At 72.7% G+C, this 16,552-nt stretch carries 19 protein-coding genes; 9 read left to right on the forward strand and 10 right to left on the reverse strand.

Annotated elements, in window-relative coordinates; genetic code table 11:
• The first annotated feature begins 58 nt into the window (after positions 1 to 58).
• Together ACFW3D_RS00735 and ACFW3D_RS00740 are read left to right on the forward strand one after the other, a co-directional pair.
• Complete coding sequence (locus tag ACFW3D_RS00735) at positions 59 to 1,039, forward strand: LysR family transcriptional regulator (protein WP_500499773.1); 981 nt, start codon at positions 59 to 61, stop codon at positions 1,037 to 1,039.
• Between the two features lie 93 nt (positions 1,040 to 1,132).
• Positions 1,133 to 1,792 carry an HAD family hydrolase gene (locus tag ACFW3D_RS00740; protein ID WP_500499775.1) on the forward strand — a complete coding sequence of 220 codons (660 nt, stop codon included), beginning with the start codon at positions 1,133 to 1,135 and terminating at the stop codon, positions 1,790 to 1,792.
• A gap of 131 nt (positions 1,793 to 1,923) precedes the next feature.
• On the opposite strand, the gene ACFW3D_RS00745 is transcribed toward ACFW3D_RS00740, so the two are convergent.
• A complete protein-coding gene (locus ACFW3D_RS00745) occupies positions 1,924 to 2,709 on the reverse strand; it encodes an alpha/beta hydrolase (RefSeq protein ID WP_500499777.1) in 786 nt (261 codons plus the stop codon).
• A gap of 101 nt (positions 2,710 to 2,810) precedes the next feature.
• On the opposite strand from ACFW3D_RS00745, the gene ACFW3D_RS00750 reads away from it, so the two are divergent.
• Both ACFW3D_RS00750 and ACFW3D_RS00755 read left to right on the forward strand, forming a co-directional pair.
• The gene (locus tag ACFW3D_RS00750; protein ID WP_500499780.1) at positions 2,811 to 4,004 is read left to right on the forward strand and encodes an adenosine deaminase; all 1,194 of its coding nucleotides are present in this window, start codon (positions 2,811 to 2,813) and stop codon (positions 4,002 to 4,004) included.
• Between the two features lie 166 nt (positions 4,005 to 4,170).
• Complete coding sequence (locus ACFW3D_RS00755) at positions 4,171 to 4,500, forward strand: hypothetical protein (protein ID WP_500499782.1); 330 nt, start codon at positions 4,171 to 4,173, stop codon at positions 4,498 to 4,500.
• Positions 4,501 to 4,576: 76 nt separating this feature from the next.
• Here the strand turns inward: ACFW3D_RS00755 and ACFW3D_RS00760 are convergent, their stop codons facing one another.
• From ACFW3D_RS00760 to ACFW3D_RS00780, 5 genes are all read right to left on the reverse strand, one after another.
• Positions 4,577 to 4,777: a PspC domain-containing protein gene (locus tag ACFW3D_RS00760; RefSeq protein ID WP_500499784.1), complete on the reverse strand. Its 201-nt coding sequence runs from the start codon at positions 4,775 to 4,777 to the stop codon at positions 4,577 to 4,579.
• Positions 4,778 to 4,861: 84 nt separating this feature from the next.
• Positions 4,862 to 5,350 carry a VanZ family protein gene (locus ACFW3D_RS00765; protein ID WP_500499786.1) on the reverse strand — a complete coding sequence of 163 codons (489 nt, stop codon included), beginning with the start codon at positions 5,348 to 5,350 and terminating at the stop codon, positions 4,862 to 4,864.
• Between the two features lie 53 nt (positions 5,351 to 5,403).
• Positions 5,404 to 6,063 carry a hypothetical protein gene (locus ACFW3D_RS00770; protein WP_500499788.1) on the reverse strand — a complete coding sequence of 220 codons (660 nt, stop codon included), beginning with the start codon at positions 6,061 to 6,063 and terminating at the stop codon, positions 5,404 to 5,406.
• Complete coding sequence (locus ACFW3D_RS00775) at positions 6,060 to 7,613, reverse strand: ATP-binding protein (RefSeq protein WP_500499790.1); 1,554 nt, start codon at positions 7,611 to 7,613, stop codon at positions 6,060 to 6,062. Before ACFW3D_RS00775 ends, ACFW3D_RS00770 begins: the two co-directional genes overlap by 4 nt.
• Entirely contained in the window at positions 7,610 to 8,287 is a 678-nt protein-coding gene (locus ACFW3D_RS00780; protein WP_431960160.1) for a response regulator, read from the reverse strand. Before ACFW3D_RS00780 ends, ACFW3D_RS00775 begins: the two co-directional genes overlap by 4 nt.
• 187 nt (positions 8,288 to 8,474) lie before the next feature.
• On the opposite strand from ACFW3D_RS00780, the gene ACFW3D_RS00785 reads away from it, so the two are divergent.
• Positions 8,475 to 9,251: a SigE family RNA polymerase sigma factor gene (locus ACFW3D_RS00785; RefSeq protein WP_500499793.1), complete on the forward strand. Its 777-nt coding sequence runs from the start codon at positions 8,475 to 8,477 to the stop codon at positions 9,249 to 9,251.
• 150 nt (positions 9,252 to 9,401) lie between these two features.
• Here the strand turns inward: ACFW3D_RS00785 and ACFW3D_RS00790 are convergent, their stop codons facing one another.
• Positions 9,402 to 10,025, reverse strand: coding sequence for an ATP-binding protein (locus tag ACFW3D_RS00790; RefSeq protein ID WP_500499794.1), 624 nt, complete (start codon positions 10,023 to 10,025; stop codon positions 9,402 to 9,404).
• A 173-nt stretch (positions 10,026 to 10,198) separates the two neighbouring features.
• Here ACFW3D_RS00790 and ACFW3D_RS00795 point away from each other — a divergent pair, with 173 nt between their 5' ends.
• Positions 10,199 to 10,549 (forward strand): hypothetical protein, encoded by a 351-nt coding sequence (locus tag ACFW3D_RS00795; RefSeq protein ID WP_500499796.1) that lies wholly within the window; start codon positions 10,199 to 10,201, stop codon positions 10,547 to 10,549.
• Positions 10,550 to 10,673: 124 nt separating this feature from the next.
• Here ACFW3D_RS00795 and ACFW3D_RS00800 read toward each other — a convergent pair whose 3' ends face one another.
• From ACFW3D_RS00800 to deoC, 3 genes are read right to left on the reverse strand one after another with little or no spacing between them, the layout of a single operon-like run.
• Positions 10,674 to 11,588: an aldehyde dehydrogenase family protein gene (locus ACFW3D_RS00800; protein ID WP_500499798.1), complete on the reverse strand. Its 915-nt coding sequence runs from the start codon at positions 11,586 to 11,588 to the stop codon at positions 10,674 to 10,676.
• Positions 11,581 to 13,068 (reverse strand): aldehyde dehydrogenase family protein, encoded by a 1,488-nt coding sequence (locus ACFW3D_RS00805; RefSeq protein WP_500499800.1) that lies wholly within the window; start codon positions 13,066 to 13,068, stop codon positions 11,581 to 11,583. Before ACFW3D_RS00805 ends, ACFW3D_RS00800 begins: the two co-directional genes overlap by 8 nt.
• A gap of 8 nt (positions 13,069 to 13,076) precedes the next feature.
• Positions 13,077 to 14,072 carry a deoxyribose-phosphate aldolase gene (gene deoC, locus ACFW3D_RS00810; protein WP_500500150.1) on the reverse strand — a complete coding sequence of 332 codons (996 nt, stop codon included), beginning with the start codon at positions 14,070 to 14,072 and terminating at the stop codon, positions 13,077 to 13,079.
• A gap of 130 nt (positions 14,073 to 14,202) precedes the next feature.
• On the opposite strand from deoC, the gene ACFW3D_RS00815 reads away from it, so the two are divergent.
• The 3 genes from ACFW3D_RS00815 to ACFW3D_RS00825 all read left to right on the forward strand — a co-directional run bounded on the left by ACFW3D_RS00815 (position 14,203) and on the right by ACFW3D_RS00825 (position 16,478).
• On the forward strand, positions 14,203 to 14,787 hold the full coding sequence (locus ACFW3D_RS00815) for a SigE family RNA polymerase sigma factor (RefSeq protein WP_500499802.1): 585 nt from the start codon (positions 14,203 to 14,205) through the stop codon (positions 14,785 to 14,787).
• Positions 14,784 to 15,746 carry a hypothetical protein gene (locus tag ACFW3D_RS00820; protein WP_500499805.1) on the forward strand — a complete coding sequence of 321 codons (963 nt, stop codon included), beginning with the start codon at positions 14,784 to 14,786 and terminating at the stop codon, positions 15,744 to 15,746. Before ACFW3D_RS00815 ends, ACFW3D_RS00820 begins: the two co-directional genes overlap by 4 nt.
• A 78-nt stretch (positions 15,747 to 15,824) precedes the next feature.
• Positions 15,825 to 16,478 (forward strand): PH domain-containing protein, encoded by a 654-nt coding sequence (locus ACFW3D_RS00825; RefSeq protein ID WP_500499808.1) that lies wholly within the window; start codon positions 15,825 to 15,827, stop codon positions 16,476 to 16,478.
• Positions 16,479 to 16,552 lie beyond the last annotated feature (74 nt).

Consider the following 16,552-nt stretch of genomic DNA (forward strand, 5'->3'; position numbering starts at 1 on the left):
CACGCTAGGCCGGGCCCGTTTCATGCGTCCAATGCACGGAGTGGCCATAATCGTTCCCATGGTGCATGAAGCGAGGTCAGCGCGATCACCGTCGCCGTCCCGTGACGCAGCAGACATGCGGGCGGAGCTGGACAGCGCGTCCTGGGCGGCGGTGCTGGCACCGCGGCTCGCCCAGTTCGCCGCCGTGGCGCGGCACGAGCACGTCACCCGCGCGGCGCGTGAGCTGGGGGTGCCCCAGTCCACGCTCAGCCGGGCCATGGTCCGGCTCGAACTCGACCTGGGCGTCACGCTCTTCGCCCGTCAGGGCCGTACGGTCTCACTCACCCCGGCGGGCCACGGCTTCCTCGCCTCCGTGGAGCGGGCGCTGGGCGAGGTGGAGCGCTCGGCCGAGTCCGTGCGCGCCGACGCCGACCCGCAGTCGGGACGGGTCGCCTTCGGCTTCCTCCACACGCTCGGCCCGGAAACCGTGCCGGCCCTGCTGCGGGCCTTCCGCGCGGACCACCCGCGGATCCGCTTCCAGCTCGTGCAGAACTACGGCGAGGCGATGCTCGCCGGCCTGCGCGCGGGCGAGCTGGACCTCTGCCTGACCTCACCGGTGCCGGACGCGCCCGACCTGGTCGTCCGGCGCCTGGACGAGCAGCGGCTGCGGCTGGTCGTCCCCGCCGACCACCGGCTCGCCTCCCGCCGCAGGGTCCGTCTGGCCGAGGCGTCCGGGGAGCTGTTCGTGAGCCTGGAAGCCGGATACGGGCTGCGGCGCATCACCGACGCCCTGTGCGCGGAGGCGGGTTTCACCCCGCGGGTGGCCTTCGAGGGCGAGGAGGCCGAGACCCTGCGCGGGCTGGTCGCCGCCGGTCTGGGGGTGCCCCTGCTGCCGCCCCCGCTCGTCCCGCGCCCGGGCGTCGTGGAACTGACCGTGACCGCGCCGCGCGCGGTGCGGGAGATCGGGGTGGCCTGGCTCGGCGGCCACGCCGACACGGCCCCGGTCGCCGCGTTCAAGAAGTTCCTGCTCGGCAGGCGCGGGCAGCTCCTCCCCGACTGACGGCGCCGACGGCGCCGGGCGGCCGGTGGGTGCCCGCAACCGGCGACCCGTGCGGCTCGGGACGTGCCTCGCAGCGCCTCTACGATGCCGGTCATGACGTGGAGTCCTGTGGAGCTGGTGATCTTCGACTGCGACGGCGTGCTGGTGGACAGCGAGAGGATATGCGTCAGAGTCGACGCGATGATCATGGCTGACCTGGGGTGCGGGTTCACCGAAGCCGAGATCATCGAGCGGTTCGTGGGTTCGTCCACCGAGGTCTACACCGCCGCCGTCGAGGAACGGCTCGGACGGAGCCTGGAGAAGGACTGGCAGCAGCCGTACGAGCACCTGTACGAGGCGGCTCTCGAGGCCGAACTGACGGCTGTCGACGGCATCGCGGACGTTCTGAACAGTTTGACCACGGCCTACTGCGTCGCGTCGAACGGTGACCACGCGGGGATCAGACGGAGCCTGGAGATCACCGCTCTGCGGGCCCACTTCGAGGAGCGCATCTTCAGCGCGGCCGACGTCCGTCGGGGAAAACCCGCACCTGATCTCTTCCTGCACGCCGCCCGCTCCATGGGCGTGCAGCCCGGGCGGTGCGCGGTGGTCGAGGACAGCGCCTACGGCGTGCAGGCCGCCCGGGCCGCCGGCATGCGTGCCTTCGGTTACTGCGGCGGCCTCACGCCGGCCTCGCGGCTAGAGGGTCCGGGAACCGTCGTCTTCGACGACATGCGCGACCTTCCGGCGCTGCTGGCGACCGCTCCCCGCTGAGTTCGCCCGTGCCTCACCTGCGGCCGCGGTGGCCGTATGCCAGCTCCACCCGGCGGACTCGCGCCGCGACTGCGCCGTCGGCCGCTACCGAACGTCCTCGCGGCAGCGAGCCCGGTGAACCCCGGCCGCGTTCAGCGCATCTGGGGTGACCGGCCGAAACCCGAGGCCAGGGGCATGCGCAGGCCGAGCGGGGGAGGGGCGGCCAGCGCGTCGGCGACGGGGCGGGCGAAGGACCGCCCCAGCAGGGTGCCGAGGACGAAGTCGGCCGTCAGCGAGGCCACTTCGGCCCGGTGGTCGTGGAGCAGATGACCGTCGGTGTGCACCTCGAACCGGCACACGTCGCGGTTGACCTTCTTCACCCGCTCGGCCAGCCGGTAGGAGAGGTCCGGGTGGGTGGAGCCGTCGTTCGTGCCGTGCACGATCAGGACGTGGCGGCCTATCAGCTGCTTCACCGGATCCGGCTCGGGCGCGTCCGGCAGCCACGGGGCTATGGCCACCGCGGAGCCGACGGCGGGGTGGCCCGCAGCCCGCAGCGCGGCGCGTCCGCCCATGTCCATGCCGACCAGCGACACCGGTACGTCGCCGTAACGCCGGACGACCTCGTCGACCGCCCACCGCGCGTCCTCGGCCGGGTGGGCGTGACCGCCGTTCCAGCCGCGGAAGCGGTAGTGCACGACGTGCACGGCCAGGCCCTCACCGCGACCCGCCGCCCGCACCAGCCGACGCGCCAGCGGCATCATCGCCGCGGCGGCCACGGGGGAGCGCCGACGGGTGCTCAGCGCACTGCCGCCGGGCAGCAGCAGCACGGCGGCACGGACCGCCTCGTCGTCCGTCTCCCGCCGTACCGCCGGGTTCAGACCCGGTGTCACTCTCTTCCCCAACCGCGCACCACGCACCGGTAAAGCTTGCGAAGCCATGGCGTAACCATGGCAGACGGGAAGGTGTGCACGACCTGGCCGGGAGGTCAATATTCGGCATCGTCCAAGAGTTCTACGCGCGTAGGGGGTATGTTTCGGAAATGACGAGCTCAAGCACGCTCCCCTTCCCCGCGGGCGCTGCGGGGGCCACCCCCACGCCCGAGCAGATCCGGCGCGCGCCCAAGGTGCTGCTCCACGACCACCTCGACGGCGGCGTCCGGCCCGGGACCGTCGTCGACCTGGCCCGCACGTCGGGTTACGACGGCCTGCCGGAGACCGACCCGGACAAGCTGGGCACCTGGTTCCGCGAGGCCGCCGACTCCGGCTCGCTGGAGCGCTACCTGGAGACCTTCTCGCACACGGTCGGCGTCATGCAGACCCGCGAGGCGCTCACCCGGGTCGCCGCCGAGTGCGCCGAGGACCTCGCCGCGGACGGCGTCGTCTACGCCGAGGTGCGCTACGCCCCCGAACTCCACGTCGAACGCGGGCTCTCCCTCGACGAGGTCGTGGAGGCCGTCAACGAGGGCTTCCGGGAGGGCGAACGGCGGGCCCGTGAGGCGGGCGGCCGGATCCGGGTGGGCGCCCTGCTCACCGCGATGCGGCACGCCGCCCGGTCGCAGGAGATCGCCGAACTCGCCATCCGGTACCGCGACCGGGGCGTCGTCGGCTTCGACATCGCGGGCGCCGAGGCGGGCTTCCCGCCCACCCGCCACCTGGACGCCTTCGAGTACCTCCAGCGGGAGAACTTCCACTTCACCATCCACGCCGGCGAGGCCTTCGGCCTGCCCTCCATCTGGCAGGCCCTGCAGTGGTGCGGTGCCGACCGGCTCGGCCACGGCGTGCGCATCATCGACGACATCGAGGTCGCGGAGGACGGCACGGTCTCCCTCGGGCGGCTCGCCAACTACGTGCGCGACAAGCGCATCCCCCTGGAGATGTGCCCCACCTCCAACCTGCAGACCGGCGCGGCCGCCTCGTACGCGGAGCACCCCATCGGGCTGCTGCGCCGGCTGCACTTCCGGGTCACGGTGAACACCGACAACCGCCTGATGAGCGGTACGAGCATGAGCCGCGAGTTCACCGAACTGGTGGCCGCGTTCGGCTACACCCTCGACGACATGCAGTGGTTCACGGTCAACGCAATGAAGTCCGCCTTCATCCCTTTCGATGAACGTCTCGCGATGATCAACGACGTGATCAAGCCCGGATACTCGGAGCTGAAGGCCGAGTGGCTGTTCCGCCAGACGGCCGCCGCCACCACCGTGGCCAGCGATTCCTTGCCGGAAGAGGGATGAGTCCCGGGCCGTCCCGCCGTGCGGCGGCGGGACGGCCCGGGCTCCGGGCGGCCGCGCGCGGGTGCTTGCACCGCCCCGTGTTCCGTCGCTACGTTCCGAAATCCCGCGAACACCATCCGTGTGTGCCGCGGCGGACGCACCATCCCCCATCACGAGGATCGCAACCATGAAGACCGGAACCGTCAAGACTCTCGGTGCCGCCGCGCTGGGCGTGGCCTTCGTCGGGGCCGCCGCGGGCGTCGCCTCCGCCGCTCCGACGGAAGCCAACCTGGGCCTGCCGGACGCCTCGGCCCTGCCGGCCTCCGTGCCGGTGGCGGGCGTCGCGAAGGCGGTCCCGGTCGGCGCCGTCACCAGCGGCCTGCCGAAGTCGACCAATCTCGTCCCCGGTGTGCAGAACGCCCCCCAGGGCCTGAGCACGCTGCTCGGCGGCCTCCCGGTGGGCGGCCAGCTGCCGCTGGGCCAGCTCCCGCTGCAGGGCCTGCCGATCGGCGGCTGAGCACCGGCCGGACGGACGGCGGACGGGCCGCGCCCCCTCGGGGGTGCGGCCCGCCGGTGCTCCGGGGCCGGTGGCGTCACACGACGGCCTTCGTGCCCCCCTCGTTCGGCAGCAGCAGCCACAGCGCGAGGTAGAGCAGGAACTGCGGCCCGGGCAGCAGGCACGACAGCAGGAAGATCACGCGCATCGTGGTGGCGGAGGTGCCGAACCGGTCTGCGAGCCCGGCGCAGACCCCGGCGATCATCCGGCCGTGACGCGGGCGGACCAGTGCGGACATGGCGGGTGCTCCTTCGGGAGTCAAGGCCGGTCTCTCCGGCCGATGACATCACCGTACGAACGCATACCGCCGCGAATCATCGCTCTACGGTGCGATCCCGACCCTGGGAATCCTCGGGGTCCGCCCCTGAGTGCCGGTCAGCCGGGCCTGCCGGCGGACGCTGCGCCGGTGCACCCAGGCGCGCGCCGCGGGCACCACGGCGAGGTGGGCCAGCGCGACCCCGGCCGTGTTGAGCAGCAGGGCGTCCACGTCGAAGATCTGGCCCGGCACCCCGGTCTGCACGAATTCCAGCGCCAGCGAGATCATCAGCCCCGCGAAGACCGTGCGTGCGAACGAGCCCGGCGCCGACACCCGCACCCGCCCGCCGGCCATCGGCAGCAGCACACCCAGCGGGGCCAGCAGCGCCAGCCCCGCGCCGATCCGGCGGGCCGCCTCGGCGGGCCCCATGGCGAGGTCGGAGCGGATGGTGGCGAACGGGCGGAGGTTGGGGGCGTCCACCCAGGGCACGTACTGCGGACGCAGCATCAGCCACCCGACCAGAGCCAGATGGACCGCGGCGAGTACCAGTCCCACCGCGCGCACTTTCGGGAGAGAGCCGTCGCGCCGCACGCCTGGAAGGACGTCTGTCACTTCACGGCGGTTCCAGCGGTCTCCGTCGCCTCCGGGTCGGTGCGCAGGTCGCCGGTGCAGGTGAAGCGGTGCACCGGGGTGTCGTCGGAGCCGCCCAGGAGCACCCCGCCGTCGCCGGAACCCGCGGCCGTACCGGCGTAGGTGCACACCAGCTGGGCGAGCGCGAACGGCGGCAGGTCGCCCAGCGGGGCGCTGAGCCGCAGCGATCCGCGCGGGTCGCCGCGGCGCGGCCCCTCCACCGCCAGGTCGCCCTGTACGGCCGTGGCGAAGCCGGCCGACGACTCGCCGGGGCGCGGCCTGTTCTGCAGCTCGTGCAGGAGCAGCACGGCCGTGCCCAGCCGGTCCAGTCCCTCGGTCCGCACCGAGCGGTTCACCCCGGCGACCTGGGCGCTGCACACGAGGTACACCCGGGCGGTCAGCCCCCGGGGCGACGCGGCGGCCGTCGCCGTGGCTGTCGCCTCCTCGTCCGGCACCGCGCAGGAGACGCGGGAGGGCGCCGGCCCGGCGTCCACCGGCACCGAGGTGGTGCGGATGCCGCAGCCGGCCAGCAGGACGACGCCGAGCAGGGCGAGGAGCGGGACGCGCCGACGACGGGCGGCACCCGCGGACGGCGGACCCGGGGCGTCCGGGGCGGTGCCCCGGGACGGCTGCGTCACTTGCTCTCGTTCCCTTCCTCGGTCTCCGCCACCTGGCCCGCCCCGGTGCGCATCGGCAGCCGCAGCGTGAACACCGCGCCGCCCCCGGGGTTGTTGGCCGCGGCGATCTCTCCGCCGTGGATGTGCGCGTTCTCCAGGGCGATGGACAGGCCCAGACCGCTCCCCTCGGAACGGGCCCGGGAGGCGTCCGCCTTGAAGAACCGGTCGAAGACGTGCGGCAGCACGTCCTCCGGGATGCCGGGGCCGTTGTCGGCGACCTCGACGACGAGCTCGTCCCCGTCCTGCCTGACCTTGACCCGGACCGGCGAGCCGCCGTGCTTGAGGGCGTTGCCGATCAGGTTGGCCAGGATCACGTCGATGCGGCGCGGGTCGAGCAGCGCGATGATGCCGCGCGGCGCGTCCAGTTCCACCGCGTCGAGCCACGCACGGGCGTCGATGCAGGCGGTGACCAGGTCGGAGACGTCGACGTCGTCCCGGACCAGGCGCGCCGTGCCCGCGTCGAAGCGGGTGACCTCCATCAGGTTCTCCACCAGCTCGCCCAGCCGCTTGGTCTCGCTGACCACCAGCCGCACCGCCGGGGCGATCATGGGGTCGAGGGAGTCCGCCTCGTCCTCCAGAACCTCGGTCACGGCCGTGATCGCGGTCAGCGGGGTGCGCAGCTCGTGCGACATGTCGGCGACGAAGCGCCTGCTGGCCGCCTCGCGCTGGCTGAGCTCGTCGACCCGTCGCTCCAGCCGTTCCGCGGTGCGGTTGAACGTCCTCGACAGCTCCGCGAGTTCGTCGGTGCCGGTGACGCGCAGGCGGGTGTCCAGCTTGCCCTCGCCGAGCCTCCTGGCGGCGTCGCCGAGGCGCGCCACGGGCCGCAGCACGGTGGAGGCCGCCGCCTGGGCCAGCAGTGCCGCGCCGATCAGGGCGAGGGCGGTGGCGATGCCGAGCGACCAGGCCAGCGAGTTGAGGTCCTTCCGCTCGGCCTCCAGCGACTTGAACATGTAGCCGGTCGGCCCGCCGCCGATCACCTTGGCCCCGCCCACCAGGTACGGCTGGCCGTCGCGGGTGACCCGCTGCCAGTACAGGTGGTACTCGGCGGGGTCCCCCTCCTTGGGGTTGCGCTTGCTCACGGCCTTGCGCAGCGTCGAGGGGACGTCGTCCAGCGAGAAGCCGTCGCTCTGCGACTTGGGCGCGCAGTCCTCGCCGTCCGGGTCGGTGCCGATCAGCAGCACCTGGTAGTTCTGCGTGCTCGATCCGATGCTGCGCGCGGCGTCGGTCAGCTTGTCGCAGGACGGATGCCGCGGCAGCGAGCCCGCGTTGCGGGTCATCGAGGCGCGGAAGTCGTTGAGCGCGGCGTTCTGGGCGCGGGTCAGCACGGCGTCCCGGTTGAGCCAGTACGCGATGCCCGAGGCGGAGACGGCGGCCGCCAGCGCCACGGCGGCGAAGACGGCGACCAGGCGCAGCCTCAGGCTCGTGAGCCGCAGCAGCCGTGACCTCCAGCCGCTCAGCCGCCGGTCCGTCCCGTCGTCGACGGCCGTGTCCTCGTGGTGCGGTTCACTCACGCCGGCGCGTCCAGCCGGTACCCGACACCCCGCACCGTACGGATCAGGGTCGGCGACGAGGGCACGTCCTCGATCTTGGCGCGCAGCCGCTGCACACAGGCGTCCACCAGACGCGAGTCACCGAGGTAGTCGTGCTCCCACACCAGGCGCAGCAACTGCTGCCGGGACAGGGCCTGTCCCGGACGGCGGCTCAGCTCCAGCAGCAACCGCAGCTCCGTCGGCGTGAGCTGCAGGTCCTCGCCGTTCTTCGTGACGGTCATCGCCGAACGGTCGATGACGATGCTGCCGAAGGCGGCCGAGTCGGTGCTGTCCCGCTCGCCCCTCCGCAGCACGGCGCGGATGCGGGCGTCCAGCACGCGCGGCTGGATGGGCTTGACGACGTAGTCGTCGGCGCCGGACTCCAGACCCACCACGACGTCGATGTCGTCGCTGCGCGCGGTCAGCAGGATGATCGGCAGCTGGTCGGTGCGCCGGATGCGCCGGCACACCTCGAAACCGTCGATGCCCGGGAGCATCACGTCCAGCACGATCAGGTCCGGTCGCTGCTCGCGCAGCAGCTTCAGCCCGTCCTCGCCCGTGGCCGCGGCCACCACACGGTGGCCCTGGCGCGACAGGGCGAGTTCGAGGCTCGCTCGGATGGCGTCGTCGTCCTCGATCAGCAACAGGAAAGGCACGCTCGCATTCTCTCCCACGAGTGCCCGTGGAAGGTACCGCCGTGGTCTGTGACGGGGCTGTGACACTCGGCGGACAGCGCCATGAAACTGACGCGGCAGGCTATTGCCCATCGACGGGGACGCCACCGGGCGGCCCTCGCCGGACAGGTACGAAGACCAGACCGGCTCCACCCACGGGGGGCGCGAAATGAACGCACTGCACAGCACGACGACCACCGCAGTCCTTCAGCCGCGCCTGCACACCGCGGGCAGGGGCGTCGAGAAGTCCGGTGCCACGGGCGGGCGGGGGTGCGCTCGTGGCACCGGGCGTCAGGTGGTCCGCAACCGGCCGCCGTACATCACGGCGATCGAGGGTGGTCACGGGGGAGACGGGGGGCACGGGGGTGTCGCCTGCGGGGAGGCCACGGGGGCCCGGGAGATCCCGGGGGAGCGGTGCTTCACGGCGGACGCGGACTTCACCGCGTACGTCCAGGAGCGCCGGGCCTCCCTGTACGCGACCGCCTACCACCTGACCGGCGACCGCTACGAGGCGGAGGACCTGCTGCAGAGCGCGTTGTTCTCCACCTACCGGGCCTGGGACAGGATCAGCGACAAGGCCGCGGTCGGCGGTTACCTGCGCCGGACCATGACCAACCTGCACATCAGTGCCTGGCGGCGCCGCAAGCTCAACGAGTACCCGACCGAGGAGCTGCCGGAGACGGCGGGCGAGACGGACGCGATGCGCGGCACCGAACTGCGGGCCGTGCTCTGGCAGGCGCTGGCCAAGCTCCCGGAGCCGCAGCGCACGATGCTGGTGCTCCGCTACTACGAGGGCCGCACCGACCCGGAGATCGCCGAGATCCTCGGCATCAGCGTCGGCACGGTGAAGAGCAGCATCTGGCGCTCCCTGCGCCGGCTGCGCGAGGACGAGACGCTCAGCGCGGGCGTCGACGAGGAGGCGGCGTTCGGCGAGCTGGTGGCCTGACGCCGGGGGGTACGGGGAAACGGGGAACGGGGGGACCCACGGGGGGAACGGGGGAACCGGGGGAAGCAAGAGGGAGCGGTCGCGCACAGCGGGGGGTCTGTGCGCACCGCTCCCTCACGCATGTCCTTACGGACCCGCGCGCCGTTTCGTTCAAACCCGGACGGAGACCGGTGGGAAAGTTGCGCGACCGATCCGTTCCAGCGCCTCGTCCCGATCGCACACGTGCGCCCCGAGCGCCGCGTGCCGGGCGACGATGCCCCGCTCGGCGCGCATCAGGTTCCAGCCGCGGCGCAGCAGGAAGTTCAGCGACTTCCGCCCCTCGCGCAGGTCCCGGACGAAGCGGCGGCGGGCGGTGGTGACCGCGCCGCGGCTCAGGCACAGCGCGTCGGCGAGCAGACCGAGTTCGGTGCAGCGCGCGACGATGTCGGCGGCGAAGATGCCCTCGGCTATGAAGAGCGGCGCCCCGTCGAGGCCGACCTCCGAACGTCCGGTGACGGAACTGGTGGAGAGCTCGTACACCGGGACGGCGGTCCGGCCCGTGGCGCACAGCTCGGCGACGGCGGCGACGGCCGCGTCGGCGTTCCAGGACAGCGGGGAGTCCCAGTCGGCGCCGATGCCGCTCGGCAGCATCGGGAGGGACGGGTCGTCACCCTCCTTGTAGAAGTCGTCCAGCCGCAGGACCGGCAGGCCGGTGCGGGCGGCGAGGGAGGACTTGCCGGACCCGGAGGGGCCGGTCAGCAGGATCACGCGGGCGGCGGGAGGGCGAGAGCTCACGGGACACCAGTGTGACGCATTCCGCCTTTGGAGTGACCCGCCGGGACATGCTTTGGATGCGTGATGTTCAACCAACTACGGTGAGTGACGTCATTGTCGCGTACGGGGACGGTCGTCAACGCCGTTCCGGGACCGGTCCGTGAGCGGGCCGGCGACCAGGCAGGTGGATCCTCATGCCGCAGTTCTCCCGCACCCTCCTCCGCGCCACCGTCCTCGCGGTGTCGTCCGTCGCGGCCGTCGCCTCGGCGGGGGCGGCGCACGCGGACGCCCAGAGCGAAGGAGCGGCCACGGCCGCCAAGGCCGGCCGGGCGGCGACGTCGGCCCTGATCGGCACGGTGAACCACCTGCCGGTGAACCCGTTCGCGCAGACCAGCGTCAACCCGCTGGACAACGCCGTCGGTTCGCAGGTCGCCGACTTCAAGCCGGTCTCCACCGCGGACGTCACCAAGCCGGTCGCCGACAGCCGCACGGTCTCCGACCTGCCGCTGATCGGCGACACCGTCAGGACCCTGCAGGGCGGCTGACACGGCGCCGGAACGCGTACGGCGGCGGGCCCCCGCGGGGACACATCGGTCGCGGGGGCCCGCCGCCGGGCCGTGCGGGCGTTCGCCGTCCCCCGGCGACGGGACGGGCCGCCGGGGGAACGGGTCAGTACGCGGAGCCCGAGGCCGCGCCGGCACCCGCGGGGTGCCAGACGGTCTTGGTCTCCAGGAAGGCCGTCATGCGGTCGGTGCCGGGCTCGGCGGCCCAGTCCACAGCCTGTGGACGGAGCACGCGCTTGAGGTTGTCCGCGGCGGCGACCTCCAGCTCCTTCGCGAGCGCGGCGTCGTCCACCGTCCCCGCCAGGTCCAGCGCGTTGACGTCCATGTGCGCCGCGAGCGTCGGCGCGATCTCGGAAGTGCGGCCGGACAGGATGTTGACCACCCCGCCGGGCAGGTCGGAGGTGGCCAGCACCTCGCCCAGCGACAGCGCGGGCAGCGGGGCCCGCTCGCCGGCCACCACGACCGCGGTGTTGCCGGTGGCGATCACCGGGGCGATCACCGAGACCAGACCCAGGAAGGACGACTCCTGGGGTGCGACGACCGCGACGACACCGGTCGGCTCGGGGCTCGACAGATTGAAGTACGGGCCCGCCACCGGGTTGGCGCCGCCCACGACCTGGGCGATCTTGTCGGTCCAGCCCGCGTACCAGACCCAGCGGTCGATCGCGGCGTCCACCACGGCCGCCGCCTTGGACTTCGACAGCCCCTCGGCCTCGCCGACCTCGCGGACGAACTGCTCCCGGCGGCCCTCCAGCATCTCCGCGACGCGGTAGAGGATCTGGCCCCGGTTGTACGCGGTCGCGCCCGACCAGCCGGCGAAGGCCTTGCGGGCGGCGGACACCGCGTCACGGGCGTCCTTGCGGGAGGACTGCGGGGCGTTGGCGAGCCACTTGCCCTTGGCGTCGGTCACCTCGTACACCCGCCCGCTCTCGCTGCGGGGGAACTTGCCCCCGACGAACAGCTTGTAGGTCTTGAAGACGGACAGCCGCACGGCCTCGGTCTTCTCGTGCTTGTCAGACATCGAGGTACCCCTCCAGACCGTGGCGGCCGCCCTCGCGACCGAAGCCCGACTCCTTGTACCCGCCGAAGGGCGAGGTCGGGTCGAACTTGTTGAACGTGTTGGCCCACACCACGCCGGCCCGGAGCTGGTTCGCGACCGACAGGATGCGCGAGCCCTTCTCCGTCCAGATCCCGGCGGACAGGCCGTAGGGGGTGTTGTTGGCCTTCTCCACGGCCTCGGCCGGGGTGCGGAAGGTCAGCACCGACAGGACCGGGCCGAAGATCTCCTCGCGGGCGACGCGGTGCGCCTGGGTGACCCCGGTGAAGAGCGTCGGAGCGAACCAGTAGCCCGAGGAGGGCAGTTCGCACGCCGGCGACCAGCGCTCGGCGCCCTCGGCCTCGCCGGCCTCGGCGAGCGCGGTGATCCGGGCCAGCTGCTCGGCGGAGTTGATGGCGCCGATGTCGGTGTTCTTGTCCAGCGGGTCGCCGACGCGCAGCGTCGACAGCCGGCGCTTGAGCGCGTCCAGCACCTCGTCCGCGACGGACTCCTGGACCAGCAGCCGGGAGCCCGCGCAGCAGACCTGGCCCTGGTTGAAGAAGATGCCGTTGACGATGCCCTCGACGGCCTGGTCGACGGGGGCGTCGTCGAAGACGATGTTGGCGCCCTTGCCGCCCAGCTCCAGGGTGACCTTCTTCTTCGTACCGGCGACGCCACGGGCGATCTGCTTGCCGACGGCGGTGGAGCCGGTGAAGGCGACCTTGTCGACGCCCTCGTGCGCGACCAGCGCGGCGCCGGCGTCCCCGTAGCCGGGCAGGATGTTGACGACGCCCTTGGGCAGGCCCGCCTGGCGGCAGATGTCGGCGAAGAACAGCGCCGACAGCGGGGTGGTCTCGGCCGGCTTGAGGACGACCGTGTTGCCGGTGGCCAGCGCCGGGGCGATCTTCCAGGCCAGCATCAGCAGCGGGAAGTTCCACGGGATGACCTGGCCGGCCACGCCCAGCGGGCGGGGGGCCGGGCCGAAGCCGGCGTGCGCGAGCTTGTCGGCCCAGCCGGCGTAGTAGAAGAAGTGCGCGGCGACCAGCGGGAGGTCGGCGTCGCGGGTCTCCTTGATCGGCTTGCCGTTGTCCAGCGACTCCAGGACGGCCAGCTCGCGCGAGCGCTCCTGGACGATCCGGGCGATGCGGAACAGGTACTTGGCCCGCTCGGAGCCGGGCAGCGCCGACCACGACGCGAAGGCCTTGCGGGCGGCCCCGACGGCCCGGTCCACGTCCGCCTCGCCGGCCTGGGCGACCTCGGAGAGGACCTCCTCGGTGGAGGGGCTCACGGTCTTGAAGACCCGGCCGTCGGCGGCGTCGGTGAACTCGCCGTCGATGAACAGTCCGTAGGAGGGGGCGATGTCGACGACGGAGCGGGACTCCGGAGCCGGCGCGTACGCGAAGGCGGACCCGGGCTTCGGCTGCCCGGCCGGCTGGGGCTGCTGGTTCTTCTTGGTCTGTGTCATCGGAGTTCTCAGTCCACCGTCACGTAGTCGGGACCGGAGTAGCGGCCGGTGCTCAGCTTCTGACGCTGCATGAGCAGATCGTTCAGCAGGCTGGACGCGCCGAACCGGAACCACTCGTTGCTCAGCCACTCGTCGCCCACGGTCTCGTTGACGAGGACCAGGAACTTGATGGCGTCCTTGGAGGTGCGGATGCCGCCGGCCGGCTTCACGCCGACCTGGACGCCCGTGGCGGCGCGGAAGTCGCGCACGGCCTCGAGCATCAGCAGGGTGTTGGCGGGGGTGGCGTTGACCGCCACCTTGCCGGTGGAGGTCTTGATGAAGTCGGCGCCGGCGAGCATGCCGAGCCAGGAGGCGCGGCGGATGTTGTCGTACGTGGCCAGCTCGCCGGTCTCGAAGATGACCTTGAGGTGGGCGGAGCTGCCGTCGGGACGGCGGCAGGCCTCCTTGACCGCCTTGATCTCCTCGAAGACCTTCAGGTAGTGGCCGGCGAGGAAGGCGCCGCGGTCGATGACCATGTCCACTTCGTCGGCGCCCGCGGCCACCGCGTCGGCGGTGTCGGCGAGCTTCACCGGCAGCGCGGCGCGGCCGGCCGGGAAGGCGGTGGCGACGGACGCCACGTGCACGCCGGAGTCGCCGAGCGCCTCCTTGGCGGTCGCGACCATGTCCGGGTAGACGCAGATCGCGGCGACCCGGGGGGTCGTGCGGTCGGTCGGGTCCGGGTTGACGCCCTTGGCGGACAGCGCCCGGACCTTGCCCGGGGTGTCCGCGCCTTCGAGCGTGGTGAGGTCGATCATCGAGATCGCCAGGTCGATGGCGTACGCCTTCGCCGTGGTCTTGATCGAACGGGTGCCGAGGCTTGCGGCGCGGGCTTCGAGGCCGACCGCGTCGACGCCGGGCAGCCCGTGCAGGAAACGGCGCAGCGCGGCGTCGGAGGCCGTGACGTCGGCCATGGACGCCAGCCGGGCCGCGGCGTCGGGGCCGTGAGCGGGAACAGTGGTGGGCATGGTCACCAGACCAGCATATCTACGCGCGTAGCGAATGTCACCGGTCCGGAGGGATCCTTCCGTTCTCTTACGGGCGGCCCGGCAACCGAATCGGCGGAACCGGTGGTCTGGTGGGTGAAGGGGGTCATCGATGAATCCAGACGACGAGGCGGAGTTCCAAGGCTACGTCCGGGCCAGATGGGCCCATCTGGTCAGGACCGCCTATCTGCTCACGGGTGACGGGCATCACGCGGAGGACCTGGCGCAGACGGCACTGGCCAAGGCCTACCGCTCCTGGCGGCGGGTGCAGCGCAGCGACAACCCGGACGCGTACGTGCGGCGGATCCTGATCAGCTGCAACAAGGACCGGTTCCGCAAGAAACGCGTGGCCGAACGGCTCACGGACGTACCGCCCGACGGCGCCGGGGCCGATCCCACGGCGCGGGTGGCGCAGCGCGAGGTGCTGCTGGCGGCGCTCGGCGAGCTGCCCGCACGGCAGCGTGCCGTGGTCGTGCTGCGGTACTGGGACGACCTGTCGGAGACCGAGGTGGCCCATGCGCTGGGCTGCTCGGCAGGGACGGTCAAGAGCCAGGCGGCCCGCGGCCTGGCAAAGCTGCGGGCCCGGCTGGGCACGGCCGTGGCGGCGGAGCCCGTCGGAGCCGGAGCCGGCGCGGGCACGAGGACAGGGCCGTGGGGCACGGCGAAGCACACGAAGGTCGGAGGAGGGGCCCGATGAGGGACGCGGGAGACACGGCGGGTCACGGCCCGGAGGTCGGTGACTCGGAGTTCGAGGCGCAGCTGCGCGAGCTCCTGGAGGACCAGACGGACGGACTGCGCACGGGCGAGGCGCCCTACGCCACGATCGTGCGGCGGGGCAGGCTGAGCCGCAGACGCCGGGTGTTCGCCGCGGGGGCCGGGCTGGCGGCGCTGCTCGCGGTGCCCGGTACGGCCGTCGCGTGGCACTACCAGCCCGGCGGTGCCGGCACGACCGCGCTGCCGGCCCACGACGCCCGGCCGTCCGTGACGGCGAGCGCCGCCCAGCCGCGCACCTCCGCGCCGGTGCGGGCGAGCGGGCCGGAAGGTCCCGCGACGCCGGGGCAGCTGGCGGACGGGATCACCCTGGAGCGGGCGGGGCAGGCGCTGGAGGCATGCCTGACCTTCAACGCGAAGCACCAGCGGGCCGATTCCCCCGTACGCAACGACCTCGGCAAGCCCGGGGACTACCGGGTGATCCTGGCGCAGAACGCCACCGGGGACATGAATTCCCCCGGCGACGGCATCCGGGTGGTGGCGGTCGGCACGACCGGGGGCTCCCCGGTCCGGCTGATCTGCACGGACAAGGACGGGAAGGCGGGCGGCATCAACACCAGCGTCGGTGACGGCGCAGGCCCGGGCCGCGGGCCCGTCGTGCCGGACGACGACGCCTACCGGCTCTACAAGCAGGACGGCACCTCCGGCCCGGGACTGCCGTACCGGTTCCCCTTCCGCTGGGGCAGCATCGGCACGGTCGAGCCCGGGGTCGCCAAGGTCACCGTCTCCTGGGGCGACGCCACGCAGGAGGCCGCGCTCGACCACGGGTACTTCGCCGCGACGGGGGTCCTGTCCGGCCCGGTCGGTTCGCTGCCGCGCATCAAGGGCTACGACGCGGCGGGCAAGCTCGTGTACGACTCCACGAAGGACAAGGGGTACCAATAGGCGGCCGCTGACGCCGATGCACTAACGCAACCTCCGCCCCGCCGGGCGCAGGCCCGGGGTCAGGCACAATCTGATCTCATGACGAGCTCCGAGAACCCCGCCCCCGAACCGCAGCCCGACCCCGGGCAGCCGAAGTACGCCGAGCGTTCGTACCGCTCGACGGCAGGCGTCGCCGGTGGCGTGCTCATGCTCGCCATCACGCTGTGGCTCGGTATCGACGCGGTGGTCCGCGGCACGGGTAACACGCCCTGGCTGGCCCTCGCGCTGATGCTGCTGATCGTGCCGCTGGTCGTCGCGTTCACCCTGCGTCCGGTCGTCCGGGCCGGCGACGACCGGCTTCTGGTCCGCAACCCCTTCCGCACCGTCACCGCGTCCTGGGCCGCCGTGGAGGGCCTGCGTTCGGGGTACTCGACCGAGCTGTTCGTGGAGGGCAAGAAGTACCAGGTGTGGGCCGTCCCCGTGTCGATGCGCGCCCGCAAGCGGGCCGCGCGGGCCAAGACGCGCGCCGCGGCCGCGGGCGACCCGGGCGCGACGCTCGGGTCCCGTCCCGGTACCCAGGACACGACCCGGGCCTGGTCCGACCGTGTGGTGGACGAGCTGCGCGAGCTCGCGGAGCGGCACGGCGGCCGGGAGGGCGCGCGGAGCGAGGTCACGGTCCGCTGGGCGTACGAGGTGATCGCCCCGGCGGTGGCGGGGGCGGTCGTGCTGATCGTGCTGCTCGCCATCGGCTGAACCGGGCGGACCGGGCGACGACGCCGCCCCGGCCGTGCCCGTGGGGGCGCGACCGGGGCGGCGTCGTTCGCGGG

Origin of the sequence: Streptomyces sp. NPDC058864 (genome assembly GCF_042742985.1) — a bacterium.
Lineage (GTDB): Bacteria > Actinomycetota > Actinomycetes > Streptomycetales > Streptomycetaceae > Actinacidiphila.

Coding starts and splice junctions, on each gene's coding strand:
- ACFW3D_RS00735 (WP_500499773.1), top strand. CDS start 59: ATGGTGCATGAAGCGAGGTCAGCGCGATCACCGTCGCCGTCCCGTGAC.
- ACFW3D_RS00760 (WP_500499784.1), bottom strand. CDS start 4,777: ATGTCCGCACTGGTCCGCCCGCGTCACGGCCGGATGATCGCCGGGGTC.
- ACFW3D_RS00825 (WP_500499808.1), top strand. CDS start 15,825: ATGACGAGCTCCGAGAACCCCGCCCCCGAACCGCAGCCCGACCCCGGG.
- ACFW3D_RS00740 (WP_500499775.1), top strand. CDS start 1,133: ATGACGTGGAGTCCTGTGGAGCTGGTGATCTTCGACTGCGACGGCGTG.
- ACFW3D_RS00785 (WP_500499793.1), top strand. CDS start 8,475: ATGAACGCACTGCACAGCACGACGACCACCGCAGTCCTTCAGCCGCGC.
- ACFW3D_RS00805 (WP_500499800.1), bottom strand. CDS start 13,068: ATGACACAGACCAAGAAGAACCAGCAGCCCCAGCCGGCCGGGCAGCCG.
- ACFW3D_RS00755 (WP_500499782.1), top strand. CDS start 4,171: ATGAAGACCGGAACCGTCAAGACTCTCGGTGCCGCCGCGCTGGGCGTG.
- ACFW3D_RS00815 (WP_500499802.1), top strand. CDS start 14,203: ATGAATCCAGACGACGAGGCGGAGTTCCAAGGCTACGTCCGGGCCAGA.
- ACFW3D_RS00750 (WP_500499780.1), top strand. CDS start 2,811: ATGACGAGCTCAAGCACGCTCCCCTTCCCCGCGGGCGCTGCGGGGGCC.
- ACFW3D_RS00795 (WP_500499796.1), top strand. CDS start 10,199: ATGCCGCAGTTCTCCCGCACCCTCCTCCGCGCCACCGTCCTCGCGGTG.
- ACFW3D_RS00820 (WP_500499805.1), top strand. CDS start 14,784: ATGAGGGACGCGGGAGACACGGCGGGTCACGGCCCGGAGGTCGGTGAC.
- ACFW3D_RS00800 (WP_500499798.1), bottom strand. CDS start 11,588: ATGTCTGACAAGCACGAGAAGACCGAGGCCGTGCGGCTGTCCGTCTTC.
- deoC (WP_500500150.1), bottom strand. CDS start 14,072: ATGCCCACCACTGTTCCCGCTCACGGCCCCGACGCCGCGGCCCGGCTG.
- ACFW3D_RS00745 (WP_500499777.1), bottom strand. CDS start 2,709: ATGGCTTCGCAAGCTTTACCGGTGCGTGGTGCGCGGTTGGGGAAGAGA.